Annotated in this window: 15 protein-coding genes; 1 reads left to right on the plus strand and 14 read right to left on the minus strand. The window is 42.7% G+C overall.

Going from position 1 to position 17,755, the window contains the following annotated elements:
- Window position 1: 1 nt before the first annotated feature.
- The 6 genes from gyrA to KIH41_RS03045 form a co-directional block, all read right to left on the minus strand.
- Entirely contained in the window at window positions 2–2,557 is a 2,556-nt protein-coding gene (gene gyrA, locus KIH41_RS03020; RefSeq protein ID WP_213945445.1) for a DNA gyrase subunit A, read from the minus strand.
- Between the two features lie 96 nt (window positions 2,558–2,653).
- Window positions 2,654–3,571: a hypothetical protein gene (locus KIH41_RS03025; protein ID WP_317194912.1), complete on the minus strand. Its 918-nt coding sequence runs from the start codon at window positions 3,569–3,571 to the stop codon at window positions 2,654–2,656.
- A 175-nt stretch (window positions 3,572–3,746) separates the two neighbouring features.
- Window positions 3,747–4,274: a hypothetical protein gene (locus KIH41_RS03030; RefSeq protein ID WP_213945444.1), complete on the minus strand. Its 528-nt coding sequence runs from the start codon at window positions 4,272–4,274 to the stop codon at window positions 3,747–3,749.
- A gap of 146 nt (window positions 4,275–4,420) precedes the next feature.
- Entirely contained in the window at window positions 4,421–5,074 is a 654-nt protein-coding gene (gene rpe / locus KIH41_RS03035) for a ribulose-phosphate 3-epimerase (RefSeq protein ID WP_213945443.1), read from the minus strand.
- Window positions 5,075–5,103: 29 nt separating this feature from the next.
- Window positions 5,104–6,741: a S8 family serine peptidase gene (locus KIH41_RS03040; RefSeq protein WP_213945442.1), complete on the minus strand. Its 1,638-nt coding sequence runs from the start codon at window positions 6,739–6,741 to the stop codon at window positions 5,104–5,106.
- A complete protein-coding gene (locus tag KIH41_RS03045; protein ID WP_214161466.1) occupies window positions 6,731–7,405 on the minus strand; it encodes a hypothetical protein in 675 nt (224 codons plus the stop codon). The genes KIH41_RS03040 and KIH41_RS03045 overlap by 11 nt, the downstream gene beginning before the upstream one ends.
- A 118-nt stretch (window positions 7,406–7,523) precedes the next feature.
- On the opposite strand from KIH41_RS03045, the gene KIH41_RS03050 reads away from it, so the two are divergent.
- On the plus strand, window positions 7,524–8,147 hold the full coding sequence (locus KIH41_RS03050) for a phosphoribosylanthranilate isomerase (protein WP_214161467.1): 624 nt from the start codon (window positions 7,524–7,526) through the stop codon (window positions 8,145–8,147).
- Between the two features lie 58 nt (window positions 8,148–8,205).
- Here KIH41_RS03050 and trmB read toward each other — a convergent pair whose 3' ends face one another.
- The 8 genes from trmB to KIH41_RS03090 form a co-directional block, all read right to left on the minus strand.
- On the minus strand, window positions 8,206–8,865 hold the full coding sequence (gene trmB / locus KIH41_RS03055; protein ID WP_214161468.1) for a tRNA (guanosine(46)-N7)-methyltransferase TrmB: 660 nt from the start codon (window positions 8,863–8,865) through the stop codon (window positions 8,206–8,208).
- Between the two features lie 2 nt (window positions 8,866–8,867).
- Window positions 8,868–10,145, minus strand: a complete 1,278-nt coding sequence (locus KIH41_RS03060) for a bifunctional folylpolyglutamate synthase/dihydrofolate synthase (RefSeq protein WP_214161469.1) — start codon at window positions 10,143–10,145, stop codon at window positions 8,868–8,870.
- Window positions 10,146–10,155: 10 nt separating this feature from the next.
- Window positions 10,156–11,109 carry an energy transducer TonB gene (locus KIH41_RS03065; protein ID WP_213945437.1) on the minus strand — a complete coding sequence of 318 codons (954 nt, stop codon included), beginning with the start codon at window positions 11,107–11,109 and terminating at the stop codon, window positions 10,156–10,158.
- 9 nt (window positions 11,110–11,118) lie between these two features.
- Entirely contained in the window at window positions 11,119–11,511 is a 393-nt protein-coding gene (locus tag KIH41_RS03070) for an ExbD/TolR family protein (protein WP_213945436.1), read from the minus strand.
- Between the two features lie 3 nt (window positions 11,512–11,514).
- On the minus strand, window positions 11,515–12,207 hold the full coding sequence (locus tag KIH41_RS03075; protein ID WP_214161470.1) for a MotA/TolQ/ExbB proton channel family protein: 693 nt from the start codon (window positions 12,205–12,207) through the stop codon (window positions 11,515–11,517).
- Window position 12,208: 1 nt separating this feature from the next.
- Window positions 12,209–12,982: an SPOR domain-containing protein gene (locus tag KIH41_RS03080; protein WP_214161471.1), complete on the minus strand. Its 774-nt coding sequence runs from the start codon at window positions 12,980–12,982 to the stop codon at window positions 12,209–12,211.
- Window positions 12,983–13,080: 98 nt separating this feature from the next.
- On the minus strand, window positions 13,081–14,733 hold the full coding sequence (locus KIH41_RS03085; RefSeq protein WP_214161472.1) for a TonB-dependent receptor: 1,653 nt from the start codon (window positions 14,731–14,733) through the stop codon (window positions 13,081–13,083).
- Between the two features lie 31 nt (window positions 14,734–14,764).
- A complete protein-coding gene (locus KIH41_RS03090) occupies window positions 14,765–17,749 on the minus strand; it encodes a tetratricopeptide repeat protein (protein ID WP_214161473.1) in 2,985 nt (994 codons plus the stop codon).
- Between the last annotated feature and the right edge of the window lie 6 nt (window positions 17,750–17,755).

The raw sequence follows: 17,755 nt of genomic DNA on the forward strand, positions 1-17,755 counted from the left end.
TTTATTCTATATTGTTTGGTTTTTCTGTGTTGTTGTCGTCACCCTCTGACTGGCTGTCATTGCCTTCAATCTGATTTTCGGCATTCTCAGTTAACTCCTCTACTATTTCTTCAATTCGCTCAATCTTTTCAATTGAAGAAATCTCGTCCGTTTCGCTGAGCTTGATCAACCTAACGCCTTGGGTAGCTCTACCCATAACCCGAAGATCAGCCACTGGAGTTCGGATTGTGATTCCAGACTTGTTAATAATCATTAAATCATCTGTATCAACTACTTCTTTAATGGCAACCAGGCTTCCAGTTTTTTCGGTGACATTCATGGCTTTTACTCCTTTTCCGCCCCTGTTTGTGATTCTATATTCCTCTAGTGCTGAGCGTTTTCCGTAACCTTTCTCAGAAACAACTAAAAGGGTTGCATCTTCGCGTAACGCACAAACCATGCCAACGACATAGTCATTTTCGTCCGCTAGACTGATGGCTTTTACTCCTGTTGCGGTCCTTCCCATCGGTCTCACGGTAGACTCGTGGAAGTGGATTGCCCTTCCAGATTTGGCTGCTATGATAATGTGGGCGTCTCCATGGGTCATTTCCACATTTAACAGTTGATCATCTTCGCGGATGTTCAAAGCTATGATTCCATTTGTCCTAGGACGGGAATATTGCTCCAAGGTTGTCTTTTTGATGATACCGTTTTTGGTTACCATCACCAAGAAGTTATTATTGATGTAATCCTCATCATTCAGATCAGTAACCTGGATGATAGAACGGATCTTGTCATCGCTTTCAATATTGATCAAGTTTTGGATAGGACGGCCCTTCGAGGTTTTGCTTCCTTCCGGAATTGCATAGGTTTTCAACCAGAAAAGTTTTCCTTTATCCGTAAAGATCAAAAGGTAGTTATGTGTGGATGCAGAAAATAAGTATTCTGTGAAATCATCCTCTTTGGTGGTTACCCCCCTTGATCCGACCCCTCCTCTACTTTGAGTACGATATTCAGTCACAGGGGTCCTTTTTACATAGCCCTGGTGTGAAACCGTGATGATTACCTCTTCATTTGGAATCATATCCTCGTAAGAGAAATCCTCAGCATTATGCTCTATATCAGTTCTTCTTGGGTCAGCATAGCGATCCTTCATTTCCTGAAGTTCATCCTTGATGATCTGCATTCGCTTACCTTCATCCGCCAAAATCGCTTTTAGCTCTTCGATAAGTTTCATGATCTCATCGTACTCATTCTGGATCTTCTCACGCTCCATTCCGGTAAGTCTCTGCAATCTCATGTCCAGAATAGCTCTAGCCTGAATTTCGCTAAGATCAAACCTCTCCATCAAACCGTTTCTTGCAGTTTCTGGATCTCTAGAATTTCTAATCAAGGAAATCACCTCATCCAAATGATCCAAGGCAATCAAATAACCTTGCAGGATGTGTGCTCTCTTTTCCGCTTCTCTTAATTCATACTCTGTCCTTCTGATCACCACTTCGTGTCGGTGATTTACATAGTGGACGATAAGGTCTTTGAGATTAAGGGTATGTGGACGGCCTTTGACCAATGCCACATTGTTGACACTAAATGAGGTCTGAAGACCTGTGTGCTTATATAGGTTATTTAAAATAACATTCGCGATGGCATCTTTTTTCAGCTCATAGACAATTCGCATACCTCTGCGATCAGATTCGTCACGGATGGCAGAGATCCCTTCGAGTTTCTTCTCATTGATCAATTGGGCCGTCTTTTCAATCATATTGGCCTTGTTGATCAAATAAGGAATTTCGTGAATTACGATCATCTCCTTACCGTTATCCTTGGTTTCCACGGTGGCTTTCCCTCGCATCACCACACGGCCACGACCGGTTTCAAATGCGGATTTCACCCCGTTGTATCCGTAGATGATACCCCCTGTAGGGAAATCCGGAGCCACGATGTATTCCATCAATTCCGGTATGGTGATGTCACGGTTGTCAATATAGGCTGTGATACCATCTACTACCTCACCCAAGTTATGGGGAGCCATATTGGTGGCCATACCTACGGCAATACCGCTGGCGCCGTTAAGCAAAAGATTGGGTATCTTAGCTGGTAAAACGACGGGCTCTTTTAGTGAGTCATCAAAGTTCAACTGAAAATCAACAGTCTCTTTATTGATGTCAACCAGCAACTCCTCAGCTATTCTCTTAAGCCTGGCTTCGGTATAACGCATGGCGGCAGGAGAATCCCCATCCACTGAACCAAAGTTACCTTGTGGATCTACTAAAGGGTATCTCAAGGACCAATGTTGAGCCATCCTCACCATGGTTTCGTAAACGGCAGAATCACCATGTGGGTGATATTTACCGAGTACCTCTCCGACTATTCTTGCTGATTTTTTATAAGGTTTGTTATGGGTTACTCCCAATTCCTGCATTCCGTAAAGAATTCTTCTATGAACAGGTTTTAGGCCATCCCTAACGTCGGGTAATGCTCTGGAAACGATAACTGACATCGAATAATCGATGTACGCTCCGCGCATTTCCTCTTCTATATTAATGGGTATAATGTTCTCGTTTTCTCCTTGAGCCATAAGTAAATTTCTCAATATTAGTTTGCAAGATAATAAAAAGAATAAGGTTTTAAAACTGTAAATAAGCGTGATTTAACCAAAAATAAGGTTTTCATCCTACCATTGGCCGATCTTACGATTCTGCATGTTGAAGATTGAGCTGCCGCGGTATTCCACCCCGTCGTGTATGTGCTTCATTTTCACCCCACAGCCGCTCACTTTGCACCGCTTGGTTCCTGGCATACGTAGGGAAAGTCCCGCATTCAGTGTCATCAGCTGTTGGATAAAAAGTTGGTTTTCCTCAAGTGTGGGATTTTGTAATTCCATGCGCCTCACTTCAAAATTGGGCTTAATAAATACCTTTACATATTCTGAAAGGTCTCGCTCTACTCTTAAACCAACTCCATAAAATGGATCTGTTGCAACCAAATTTGGATCAAAAGATTCCCTAATCATAATCTGCCCAGCTTCGCCCTCCAAAATAAATCTCCAAGGATAATGCTGCCGGAGCCTTAATTTTCTTTCGGCCTGCATATAAGTATTGCTGCCGGAGTATTTCCGGTATCGCCAATTCAGAAACGACGCCCTCTTGCGCGCATCATAGATAATGATACCTACTGTGCCGTATAATTTATCAAAAACATAGGCATGCGTGGCGTAATTGAATGCATAATCGTTGTAAGTTGGGGCATTCATCCTCCCCCACTCCCGGGCTACGCCGCCGCCGATGGTAGCAATTCCAAAAAGGTCAATTTTGACGCCTGCATTCACAGGGAGGGCGAAATTGGAGCCCCTAAAATTGACTTCCTCCCCGAAGCTAATCCCCGGAGCAGCCTCTTCACCCTGAAAGGTTATGGGGTAAGCGGTATAGTCTGTTGAAATGAAATTCAAACTGTGAAGATGGTATCCATACCCTCCAGTAACGTCCAGACTGATGGCGCTGATCACATTCCGGGCCGCATTGCCTATACTGCTGTTACTTTTAGGTTTCCTGGCCTTGGTATCAATGCCAAAATAGTCCTCCTGTGCTTGCACTGTCGAAGATAGGCAGCTTACGAGGAAAACAATTAATACGGATAATTTTAAGCTTACTCTCATCTTTTCCAACAATTCTGAATTCTAAAAATACAGCTTAATGCTCAATAAAGGAAACAAAAAAGCCTCCCGTGTTACAGAAGGCTTTTTTATTCCTATATTTTACTAATTTGTATTACTCAGCGTCAGTTGCATCTGACTCTTCACCTGATCTGGCCTCTCTTTCTTCTTTCTTTTCAGCAATTTTAGTGTCGACCTTTTCTTTTACTTCTGGGTCTTCCTTCATGGCTTTATTGATCTTGTTGTAAGTTGCAGCACCTAACTGGTCTTTGTCCATGATGATGTTGGTTTTCAACTCTCTAACTTCCTTGGCAAGCTCTTCCATGAAATCAAGGATTTCCTGGTAGGCTTCCTTTTCTTCGTCAGTTACGTTTGCAGCTTCCATTTTCTCATCATCACCCCAAGCGGCCTTGATTTCATTGTATCTTCCTGCACCTTCGATAGTCTCATTGTTTTTGATCATATCTACAAGCTCTTCGTTCTTTCTTTCATAGAAAGCCATAACAGAGTCTTCCATGGCGGCAAACTTTTCAAGCTCTTCTTCAGTGATCTCATCAGAGTTGGCTTCAGCTTCTGTTTGCGCATAGGCATTTACATTCAACAAGCCAGCAAGTAAAATAGCTAATACAAATAATCGCTTCATCGTATTTATTTAGTTTAGGTTAATTTTCGTAATTCAAGGTTTCAATTAAATTGATTCCAGTTAAGATAACAAGAAATATTTCAAAAAATACGCCATTTCAATCGTTAAAGCTTCTTAAACGGAAATAAACGCATTTTTTATTGTACTTATCTAATTTCTTTCAACCTGGCAATTGTTCCTTTTGGATCATTTGCGCTGAAAACAAAACTCCCAGCCACAAGAACATCCGCTCCAGCTTCAAATAACTTTGATGCATTGTCCTGGTTGACTCCCCCATCGATCTCAATCAAAGTGGAAGAACCTGCTCTGTTTATCATTTCTTTAAGCTTTCTAACCTTTTTGTAGGTGTTTTCGATAAACTTTTGCCCTCCAAAGCCTGGATTGACTGACATTATACAAACTAGGTCAAGATCCTGAATCACATCTTCTAAAACATCAACAGAGGTATGAGGGTTCACTGCCACACCAGCTTTGCAACCCAAATCTTTGATGGCCTGCAGTGTGCGGTGCAAATGGTTACATGCCTCAACGTGAACGGAAATAATTTCCGCTCCTGCCTTTTGAAATGCCTCTAAATATTGATCCGGATTAACAATCATCAAATGCACATCCAAAGGCTTTTTGGCGTGCTTTTTAATGGCTTCGGTGACCGGGATACCAAAAGAAATGTTGGGAACAAATACTCCATCCATGATGTCGACATGGATATAATCGGCTTGGGAATCATTTAGCATTTCAACCTCACTTTGAAGGTTGGCAAAATCAGACGCCAAAACTGATGGCGCAATTAATACACTCATTACTTGGGGGTTATATGTAATTGATTAAACTATTTTTTGACAAATTTAATTCTCTCTGGCTTGTTGGATTCTCGGACTTGGATAATATACATACCTGCTCTCAGATCTCCTACCGATATGGAATAGGGTTGCTCAAAGGAATTTCTGTTAAGATTTGCGCTGGAAAGAAGTTTACCATTGAGGTCGTAGAGGCTGAATTCACATTCATTCAAGCGTCCATAATTGATAAAGAGCTCGTTTCCATCCGTGGGATTAGGAAAAATATTTAATTTGGCTTCTTCAATTTCCTTTTCAACTTCGGTCACTACGCCAAAATAGGCTCTGGTGAAATTTGGAATTCCATAACCCAAATTATTGTCTGGTTCGTCAGCTTGGCTAGAGGTACTTAATATAAGCTCTAAAAGTTCTGCTTTGGATAATTCCGGTTTGGCCTCCCAAAGTCCGGCTGCTAGTGCCGCTACCTGTGGGGCTGAAAAAGAGGTGCCACTAGCCGTTCCAATGGAAGAATTGTTTCTCCATAAAGTCACGCTGCTACCCAGTGCCGTCACCTCTGGCTTTGTCCTTCCGTCGGCAGTAGGGCCGATGCTACTGAAATTGGATTTTTGTAAATTATTGGTCACCGCCCCCACTGAAAGAATTCCATTGGCATCGGATGGAGCTGTGATAGTTTTCCAAGAACCATTTCCTTCATTTCCGGCACTAGAAACGATTAGAATGCCCTTTTCAGCGGCAATGTTTGCTCCCCTGGTAATCACAGCGGTTTTCCCATCAAGGTCTTCTTTCGAATAATTCATAGAAGACTCATTGAATAAATTGTAGCCCAACGAACTGTTAATAATATCCACTCCCAAACTATCGGCATATTCTGCAGCCCTCACCCAATTGTATTCTTCTATTCGGTATTCTGAGCTCACATCTTCGGTAATGGCCAAAATATAATTTGCATTATAGGCACCAGCTACTAATGAATTGGGATCAAAGGCAGCTATAAGTGACAATGAGCCGGTGCCGTGGGTGTCAGTTCGAAAAACCTCATCCGAGCCCGGGATAACGAAATCACGTGTGGCAGTGATGCGGCCATTGTCAAATAGGTGCCGAAGTGCATCGATTCTATCTGCATTTTGGAATCCTCCGTCAAATACGGCAATGGTCACCCCTTCGCCTGTATAACCTTCCTCATGCATTTCAGGGATTCCCAATAGCTCATTTTGGAACATATAGGCCTTGTCACTTTTTGATTTCAGCCTAATTTTGATGGGGATTTTTAATGCCTCTTTTCTGGCAGTCTGCCCATAATCATAAAAACCACGACCAACCAACTCGACGTCTTCCACAAAGGGCAAAGCTTTGACCTCTTCAACCTGCTCTTCGGAAGCTACCACAATAGAGGCGTTTAACCATTTGGTATGGTAATGAACTTTCTCCACTAATGGAGTGATGGTTTCGATATAAGCGGGCGAAACGGGGAGATCTAAACTGTCCAAGCTAACTTTTTCCCTTGCTCTTCTTTGTAAAGTTCCTTCTGTCAAAAAATCCAGAGGAGAATCAAGTTCAAATGCGGATTGGGGCTTGTATTTATACTTTATAGCAAATCTGTCTTGGGCCTCAAGGGTAAGACTAAGCAGGGAAAACCCAAGTGCTAGAAAGGCTATTCTTTTATTGATCATAGGAAAGCAACTTTATATGCGTTAAACGGCCCGATTCGATCCTTTGTTCCCCTAGGCAATCATTTCGCGAACAGTAATTGAATCTTTCATAATAACTCTCTACCAATCCTATGCCCTTTGCAAAAATCTCATGCCGCACATCCCGCAAGGTAATTAAATCATCGAATTCCTCATGTAAAACCTTCAACACTTCGGAAAAGTTAAGCTGGCCTACCTTATAATTTTTCTCCCTAGAAATCTTGAATATTTCCCGGGAAGCTACATTGTAAAGGTTTCCGTTCCATTGGCGGTTTTCATTCGGGGGAAATATCAATGGAACAATGAACTTATTATCTTTTCTTCTAAGCAACTTCCCCTCCTCTATATGCATGGTATACTGGCTATCAAATTTCCAATCTCTGCGATCAGGGGATTTTCGTCTCACTATAACAAAAACATCCAGATTATTTTCAGCCTTGTACCGCTGTGCTACGGAATCCCTGATGAAGAAATTGGCTGATTCGCAGTCATTTTCCCCAAAACAAATGGTTTCCGAAAGCTGGTAGGTCCACCTGAAGCCTTCCTGAAGAGGCTGATAATCATAACCTTTATCCAAGATCAGGTCCTCGGATTCCTGACAGGAGAAGAACACAACAAAAAGTAAGACGATGTACGAGGCTTTCATGAATGGGGCTGTAAACCAGTTTGATTCAAAAATACATCTTTCTTTTGAAAGTGCTTTGGCAAAAGGAAGAAAATAAATTCTATGTATCTTTGATTTTTAGAGAAAAAACAAAAGAATAATGGCATTAAGAACCTTTGTTAAAATCAGCAGCGTAAACAACCTCAGTGACGCCCGCTACTGTGCTGGCATGTATGTGAACGTCATGGGCTTTGCATTGGAGCAGAATGACTCCAATTATATATCTCCCCAAAAATTCAGAGAGCTTTCCGACTGGGTTTCGGGAGTTGAATTTGTGGCGGAGTTCAAAAACTCACACCCCGAAAATATCTTAACTACCCTACAGGACTATGAGGGATTTACCTTTATTCAGATTGAGGAGGAAGCGCACCTTCAAATGCTCTTGAATACAAATTATGGGTTGATTTGGAAGGTGGAATTGGAAAAAATAGAACGCCTGGATGAGGTAATCATGATGGCTGAATCATTAAAAGATGGCGGAATTGTAGTTCTGCTGGAGGGTGACCTTTCGCTTGACCAGTCAGTCAAGGCAAAAATCAATGAATTGAGCAGCAAGTGTGATGTGCTGGTCGGCTTTGATATTACGGCTGAAAATGTAAATGAGCTTTTGGAGGAAACCCAGATCAAAGGAATTGCACTGAAAGGTGGTGATGAAATCAAGCCAGGAATCAAGGATTTCGATGAGCTGGCTGATATTTTAGAAACACTTGAAGTAGAAGACTGATCCAAAAAAAAAGCTCCCACATCGAAGGTGGGAGCTTTTTTATCATCTGAGGGGTATCTTATTTAAAAGAGAATCTCAAGTATTTAATTTTTTCCCCTTTATCACTGAAAATCTTTTCATATCTGGTCTTGATACCAAAATGTTCGTGTTGAAAAGATGATTGATAGAAGTCGAAAGTATGCTCCAAATTGGTGATGTCCTCCCGTAAGTTCAATAATTCTAAGGTGTATTCAAACAATCCAGTGTTATCTGTTTTTAGGTGGACTATTCCACCTTCATCTAGCATAGGCTTGTACATTTCCAAAAATCTGGGAGAAGTGAGGCGTTTTTTCTCATCTCCATCTCTTGGCCTAGGATCAGGGAAAGTGATCCAAAGTTCATGAATTTCTTTTGGGGCAAAAAACTTCTCCAATTGCTCTATTTGAGTCCTTAGAAAGGCCACATTCTGCAAATCCTCAGCTATGGCGGTTTTGCTGCCCTTCCATATTCTGGAGCCCTTGATGTCCACACCGATGAAGTTCTGCTCGGAGTTTTCCCTTGCCAAACCAACGGTAAACTCCCCTCTTCCGCAGGCAAGCTCCACTACTATAGGGTTATTGTTTTTAAACTGGACTTCCTTCCAGTTGCCTTTTATGGTTTCAAAAGAAGGTTTGCCTTCCTGAACAACATTAAAATTTTCCTCGTTTTCTTTAAATCTTAGGAGCTTGTTTCTTCCCATTGTTATAAATTCTCAATTTCTGCAACCACAAAGGTACTCCCTCCGACAAAAATAAAATCATTTTTCCCCGCCTTTTTCAAAACTTCCGCAATTGCCTGGTTGACATCAGGGATGATTTCACCTCTCAGGCCCATTTTACTCGCGGCCTCGTAAAGGTCTGAAGCAGGAAGAGCTCTGGGTATATTTGCCTGGCAAAAAATGTATTCTGCATCTTTAGGCATCATTGACAGTACTTTGCTGATGTCCTTGTCATTGACCATGCCCAATACCATGAAAAGCTTTTCATGAGGTGTCTCCTCAATTTGCTTGAGAATATATTCAAATCCTTCAGAATTGTGGCCTGTGTCACAATACGTTAGTGGTTGATTGTTAATCTTTTGCCATCTTCCTTTTAAACCTGTCAAAGAAACCGTTTTAAGAAGACCATTGGATATGTTTTCTGCCGAAATCTTTAGCCCATTTTCCTTTAATACATCTATGGCCTTCAAAATTCCACCCAGGTTTTTTTGCTGATATTTCCCCGTAAGGTCAAATTTAATTGGAGCTCCATTGGCTATAAAAACGGCTTTTCCTTCCTCATCGACTTCCTTAAACTGCACATTGTAATATTCCTCAGCAAAGAAGATCGGCGCATGCTTTTCATCTGCCTTTTGAATAAAAACTTTAAGTGTAGCTGGCTGCAATTCAGAAATTACCACTGGCACTCCTTCTTTTATGATGCCTGCTTTTTCAGCGGCAATTTTGGGTAGGGTATCCCCTAGGAATTGGATATGGTCCAGCCCAATATTGGTAATCACGCAGATTTCAGGAGTAATGACATTGGTGCTGTCCAGCCTGCCCCCAAGGCCTACTTCAATTACAGCAAAATCCACTTTTTCATTGGCGAAATGCTCAAAGGCCATACCTACAGTCATTTCAAAAAAGCTTGGCATCAAATCCTCCAGAAAGCTTTTATGCTTTTCTACGAATGCCACAACAGCTTCCTCAGGGATCTCAGCCCCATTTATTTTTATTCTTTCTGTAAAAGATTTGAGGTGTGGGGAAGTGTAAAGGCCGACTTTATAGCCGGCCTCCTGTAATATCGCCGCAATGGAATGGGAAGTACTCCCCTTTCCATTGGTACCGGCCACGTGAATCGATTTAAATTTGTTTTGCGGATTGCCCAAGTGCTCGCAAAGCGCAATAGTGTTGGTCAAATCCGTTTTATAGGCCGCCGCACCAATTCTTTGATACATGGGCAGAGCATTGAACAAATAGTCCAATGATTCTTGGTAAGTCATGAAGTCTTTATTAATCTACTTGGATGACGAATGTGATTTTTCCGGTTGAATATTCTGCAGACGGATTACCACTTTGGCGCTTAAAGGTCAATTGATTGACAACTGTTCTGTAATAGGCTAGCACATCATTGGATACATTGTATTCCAACGGTATTGCCTGTACTATTTTTCCGCTATCATCAATGGTGATTCTGAAAACAATTCTACCGTTTCTCGAGGAAACCTGATCTTTGATATTAGGTTTGGATGCAAAATCCCAACCTGCAAGTTCAAGGTTGTAGCCTGCCCCAGATCCCGCATTCCCGGTTCCAGATTGCATTAAAGCCCTACCGTCCACGCTTCCCTGAGGATTTCCTTCATCGCCGCGTTGATTGGAGGTGCCTTGGTTGCTGCCCGCTGACTGCTGTTGACTGCTACCCGTAGACCCTCCGGCACCGAATATGGCTCGTTGGTCAATTTTAGGTGTTTCTTCAGCTTGCTTTACCGTTTTTTCATCTTCAGCCTTCTGAGGTTGAGTGACAGGCTGGTCAGACTTTGCTTTGGCCGTACTTTCTTTATTAGCCTCCGTGGTTTTTTCACCACCCTTCAACGGGCTGGCTACTTTGGACTGCGTTTCAAAGGTAGTTTGGGATTGGCTAGGTGCTGGCTTAGCCGTTTTGGTTTCAGGCTGGGGAGCTGGAGTTGCTGGCTGGGTTGGCTGCTGAGTGACCTCACCAGGGGCCGGAGCCTCCTGTCTCACCACTTCACTTTCGGAAGGGGGGGCGGTAGTCTGAGTGGTTCCACTTCCCATATCGGTAAAGCCCAAACTTAGTTCGAGTCCGAATTGGGGTATAGGGGGTACTTGTGGTCGCCAAACCACTATGAAATAGATAGCCACAAGCAATAATACGTTAAGGATAATGGTAATTATCAACGCCTTTTTATTGCTGTCAGCTTCATCTTTACTTAAATCCCAGTAAGCCATTGTAAATGATTATTTATATGGTTTAGTGGCGATGGACACATTTGCCTCCAAGGTGGCCGCAATGCCCCCGATTTCAACGAGATATTCTACAGGAACCTCCTTGTCAATATGCAACACCACTGTTCCCTTGTGATCCTTTAACAACGCAGTTAATTCATTTTTAATTTCATCTCGATTAACTGTTCTGTCATTGACTGAAAATCTCAGGTCTTTCGTTACGGTGACCGTCACCTCTTGCATCACAATATCAGAGGTCTCACTGCTTGGCAGATTGACCGGAAGTCCAGATGGGGTGATGAATGACGAGGTCAACATAAAAAAGATCAGCAACAGAAATATAATGTCCGTCATGGAGGACATGGAAAATGCTGCTTCGATCTTATTTTTGGATTGTAATGCCATAGCTTATTTTTCCTGCAAAAGGTCAATAAATTCCACTGTGGTGTACTCCATGCTGTGGATCAGTTTGGATACCTGTCCGACAAGGTAGTTATAACCCAAATAGGCTACGATACCCACTACAAGACCAGTGGCCGTAGTGATCATGGCTTCATAAATACCGGTAGAAAGAAGCTTTGGTGATACCATGCCCTCTTCTTGGGCCACTCCGATGAAGGCACGGATCATACCTGCCACCGTACCCAAGAAACCGATCATCGGTGCCGCACCTGAAACTGTTGCCAAAAGGCCTAAGTTCTTTTCCAGCTTGTAAATTTCGATTTTGCCGACATTCTCGATAGCCACTTCAATGTTTTTCAGAGGGCTGCCGATTCTGTCCAGGCCTTTTGCGATCATGTTGGCTACCGGGGTGTTTTCACCACGGCAAACCATTTTAGCACGCTGGATGTCGCCACCCTGTACCATCATTTTCACCTGGTCCACCAAGCCTTTTGGCGTTTTGGCGGCTTTGCGGATGGTAATTACCCTTTCCACAAAAATGAAAATGGCAAGAATAAACAACAAATAGAGGGGAATCATCATATAGCCTCCTTTGATCATTAGATCTAATAGGCCAATGTTTGAACTCGCGGAATCTAAGTTGGTTAAGGTGTCTGCAACCACTTGGTTGTCAGTGGAGATAGTTTGTAATAAGATCATGTTAATATTTCAATACCCATAAATTTTCTTGATAATCTGCTTGAACTCGCTCGAGTTCTTCCAATGCCAAGGCGACGTTTTCAAACTCCCCTACGGCTAATCTATAATAGGCTATCTGTCCATATGGATAAACTATGTACGTATTTATTCCTTTTTCAATTAAGCGCTCCGAATAATCCAGCGCCATGTCCTCATCAATAAAGCTGCCAACTACTAAGAAATAACGTGGCGCCTCCGCTCTGGATTTTATTTGGGTCAAGGTAAATGTTTCGGGCTCCTCTTCCACTACTGGCTCCTCCTCTTCCACCACCAGAGGCGGAGTAGGTGCCGGCTGTTCAGTCACCTGAGGAGCCGGTGCAGGTTCCTCATTCAAATACACATACCAAAATAACACCGCTGAAAATCCCACAAACAACAGAATCAAAGCTGCCCAAACCCAACCTTTTTTGCCATCTTTCTTTTTCTCCTCTTTTTTGGAAACAGAGGAAAAGGTGGTTGTTTGGTCCTTATCTTTTTCTGGCTTTTTCGCTTCAACTTTTGGAGCCGCCGCCACAGGGGTAGATTCTTGCTTCTTCTTTTCCGGTTCCTGCTTTTTAGGCTGCTCCGCTTCGGGTTGTTTTGGCTCCGGTTTGTTAACTGGAGCTATTGGCGTTTCTGAAGGTTTTTCCTCCTTGCTTTCCGTAGGTTGCAAAGGTGTAATTTTTACTTTAGGAAGCCCAAAATCCTTGTCTGCATCCTCGTTTGACGGGGTATTTTGGTTATCTTTTTCAGCCATTCTTAAAAATTATATGGTGACAATTAATCTACTAAGCTAAGACAAAAGCTTTAATTAGCCAATATTGCCCACAATATTTATGAACGGCCGGATTTAGACTAAAACTTGAACGTGATTCCCCCAATTCCCTGAATGCCTCGGACCCTGTAGTTCCAGAAACGCTGGTAATTTTGGTTCAGCAAATTATTTCCCATAGCAAAAGCAGAGAATTGCTTGGTGAAGGCATAATCCACTCTTGCACTCAAGTCAAATAAAGGCCCCAATTTATCCTGACGGCCTGATTCCAGATTGATTACCCTGATCCCTCCCATTGCCAATGCTGAGGCGTTGATAAGCAATTTCTCGTTCGGGGTAATGTTGTTGTTGATTTTGAGCTCCCACTCCGGTCTATGCCAAGCCCCTGTCAATTCATTCAGGTTGTATTGGTAATAATCCGCTGTGGCCTCCAGTTGGTACCAATCCTCAAAATGCCATCCCATGCCCGCATTGATGTTCAATACATCCGTTTGGTCATCGTACATCAGTTCAAAGCGTGTGCTGTCGTTGCTGTTGTTTCCATAGAAATGCATGTTGTTAAACCTGCCGTATTTTGCACCCACTGTGTAAGTAACTTCATCATAGATGTCTCCATTGACCCCTGCGCTCAATTGGAAGTTCTGAATGGTGTTTAGCAAGCCTTGGCTAGGACCTAGAAACGGGTTTTCCATAACAAAGTCATAGTAGGTGTTTCTGATCACATCCCCTTCCAAACCTGCAAAAATCCCAATTTCCTCCGTGAATTTATAGCTGGCATACACGGTCGGGAAAATGTGGAAATCAGAATTCTTATTGGAAACTACATCATTTTCCACCACCAAGTTTGCACCTGCTTTGACCTTCAACCCTTCTTTTATATAAGTTACTTTTGGCGTTACTCTCAGGAAATTTCTGTTTATATTATCATAAAACTGATCTTGAGGAGTCGTAAAATAAGCATCCGTATTTACATAAGCTCTGAGGTTTTCATTGGCCCTGAAACCCAGATTTGCCTTCAAGCCAATCTCTGCCTCCCTAGCCAAATACGAATCTCTGAAAATTCTGGATGAAAATGCCGCATCATAATTAAAGGACTGTTGCTGGTCTATGTTTCGGATCCCCACATCACCGTAGGCGGTATGCATAACCTGTGCAATATCTTGGGCATTAACTTCCAAGCCTGGCGTGTAACCATAGAAATGATATTTATCTCTATTGTAGCCCACATGGCCATAGACTTCTGTTGATTCGAGGTAATAACTACCGTCAAGTCTTACCGTGGTGTGATCTTCGGCCGAATTTTCCCCGTCTACAGGTCCTTGATAAAAACCCTGATGCTTAATAAAAGCCCCAAAGTTCATGTAATCACTTTCCTTGCTGTTAAGGTGGATTTCCGCTAACGGCGAAAGGTAATTTCCAAAACCCAATTTTGTATAGCTGTTGAAAAGTTGAGGCTTCTGACTTTCAAATCTTTTCTGATATGCCTGAATGTTGGTTTCCACTGGAGGCAGCGTCAGAAAGAAATTATGGACATCATACCGTAGGTTTCCAACCCCCTGTGCAGATGGCAGGTTTGGGGTACGCTGGAAGTTTCGCGGCATAGTAGGCAGGGTCAACACCCTATCCTTGCGGATGACAAATTCCTGGTCCTTCACCTCTCCTCTTGTATCCTGTCCAAGTGCCGTTTGGGCAAATAAACCCATGCATAAAGTAAAGAATATTAATGGCTTATTCATTGTTTTCAAAATATAACTTCAAGGAATGGGTTTAAATGCTTTCCAGCTTCTTTTTGGCTTCTTCTTTCACTTTTTCATTGTTGGACCTTTCCACAATTGATTCCAAAGTAGCTTTGGCCTGGAAGGTTTCACCTAGCTGGATGTAGTTTTCAGCCAAAAGAAGGAAGCTTCTGCCATACCAGTAATCGTAGGCCCCATAAGGTCCAGAAAGATCAAATATGGTCTCGTTGGACTTGTTGAATCGCCCACTATCGTGATGGCTTTTGGCCAAAAGATACAAGGCTTCAGCGCCCTGCTCACTTGGGGAAGCCTTTACCAGATTGGTAAGCACTTCTTCCGCCTGAGAATCCTTTTTCTGCTTCTTGTATGCTTTCGCTTTCAACAGCATGGCCTGGCTCTCCGCATCAGCAGTCACATTGCCCAATTCAATTACTTTGTCAGAGAAATGGATAGCTGAATCATATTTTTCCAATTGATAGTAAGATTGCATCAGCCTCCTATTTGCCTCAAACTCCTCTATCTTGTTTCTGGCATTTTTGGAGGAGGTTCTCAAATATGGAATTGCTTTTTTATAGTTTTCCGCTTCATACTCGATTTCCCCAATTTTGATAGTTGCACGCATCGTTTGGGAAGATTCTTGACCTTTTTGAAGGTTATAGAAATACTCTAAAGCTTTATTCTTGTCTCCCATTCGGTAATATGCATCGCCAATGAAGTAGTTGGCTTCCTGCTGTTGACCGCTTTGGGGGTAGTTTCGCAAGTAATCCTGGAAGGCTTTAATAGACTCTTTGTAGGCCTGGTTAAAGAACAGGTTTTTAGCCGACTCAAATTCAACCCCTTGGAGACTTTCATTGCCTGGGTTGGCATTTCTGTAATTGGCTAGATAGCTGGAAAATTCTCCAGACCTGCCCTGAAGAGACAAGGTCTCCTGCAGACCCACAAGTGCCGCATTGGCATTGGAGGAATGCGGGAAATTATCCAGGATTCTTTTGTAATCATTTATCGTCTGGTCATATCGCTTTAGGGAATAATTGGCCACTGCCCTACCCTCAAGTGCGAACGGTACAAACGGACTATTGGGCCTAGAGTTTATCAATCTTGTAAACCCATCCACCGCTTCACTGTAGCGGGTTTCTTCCATGTTGATTTGAGCCTTTTGGAAGATGGCATCCTCCAGATATCGGCTATTTGGAAAATTTTCAGTTACCTGACTCAGGGAGCGGATGGCATCGGAATTTCTGTTTTGGAAATTCAAAACTACACCATTTCGGAAATAGGCGTAATCGCTATTTCTGTTTCCCTCGTTGATTGCTCGGTTAAAGGTAGCTTCGGCTTGACCAAATTTCTTCTGCACATACTGGGTATCCCCAAGGCGCATCATGGCATCCTCATAGTTTTCCCTTTCAACATTTGGGTTGACTTTTTCGGTAAACTGTTTGAATTGCTCTTCAGCGCGGCTATAGTTTTCATTGTTAAAGTAGGCATAGCCCAAGCCATAATGAGTGCTCACCAAAATAGGCTCTCTTCCTCTGGCGTTGGAATTGATCACCGCTTCGTATGCGCGGATGGCTGCCGGCAAATCCTCTAGACCAGAATAGGCCTCCCCTTTCCAGAAATTGGACTGATTTACTATATCCCTGTCAAGCGGATAAGTTTGGCTTTTGTCAAAATAGCTGATGGCTTGCCTAAACTTGGAGTCATTGAAATAAGTGATACCTTGATAAAAAGACACCTTTTGGTAAGCAGCCTTGATCCGGTCTGACTTGCGTGGCAAGCGCTCTATATGCTCAATGGCCTTGAGGTAATTGTTTGTATTTACCAAGGCGTCAGAAAGCATTTCGCCTACTTCCTGCACATGGGTTCCAGAAGGATACGATTCCAAATAACTATCCAGAGCCATAATGGCATCCTGAAAAACCCCTCTTTCAAGGCTTACCTTTGCATAGTTATACAATGCCTCCTCTGTAATTCGGCTGTCATGGTTGCTTTTGTAGGCTGCGCTAAAGCTATTAACAGCAAATTGTGGATTGTTGAGCTTCAAATAGGAATGTCCCAAGTAATAGCTACTCACCTGACCCAATTTATCGTTTTCCAAAGCCACCTCTTTAAAATAGTTAGTGGCTTGCTGATAATTTTTGGTTTCAAACTGGGCAACGCCGGCCTTGTATTTTTGATCTCTCGACAGAGGTCTTCTTTTTGCGGCTACAAATGCATCGTAATATCTAGCCGCGTTGGGAAAATCCCGACGTTCGAAATAAGACTCAGCCATTAGCAAGTAGATTTCTTCCTTGCGGTCCAAGTTGTTTCTGCTATTGATAATTGGTTCGGCATACTGGATCAGTTCATTGTAATATCCCTGACGGTAATACATGGCCGAAAGCATGTAAGGGACCTTATCGGAATAAGTCCTGCTTTTGTCTGCCTCCTTAAAATCGGCTATGGCCTTATCAAAATTCCCCTGTTCCATGGCGATATAGCCTGAGTAATAATAGGCATCAGGAACCATATTGGTGCGGGATCTTTTTACCCTATCGAAATAGGTTTGCGCATTTCTATAGTCATTAAGCTGGAAAAAGGCATATCCCAATTTGAAGGGAACCTGCTCTCCATCCTCATCTCTGAGGGCTATTTCATTGACTTTTTGAAAACTGGCAATAGCTGCCCTATAATCTCTTTTTTCAAAATGGAAGTTTCCCAGCACCCACAGTGCCTCATTGGCCTTTGGATGGTCGGGGTTGGTTTCCGTGAACTCTATCAATCTGCTAGGCCCGTCTGGATTTTCAATTTGGAGTGCCGATACGGCATGAAAATACTCCGAGGCTGCCTCCCTGTTTTCGGAAAGCACCCGGTTTCTCAGGTGGTCAAAGCTAAATTTTGCGGCAGTGAGATGCTCTTTGTGAAAAAGCTCGTAGGCATCGTCAAACTGTTTGAGTGTGCTGGTCTGGTATAACGTGGACTGCGCGTTGGTCTGCAAATAAAGACCACACGCAATGAGTAATAAGGAAGACTTCTTCATTCTTAT

The organism is Litoribacter ruber (assembly GCF_018500185.1).
GTDB classification, from domain to species: Bacteria; Bacteroidota; Bacteroidia; order Cytophagales; family Cyclobacteriaceae; genus Litoribacter; species Litoribacter ruber.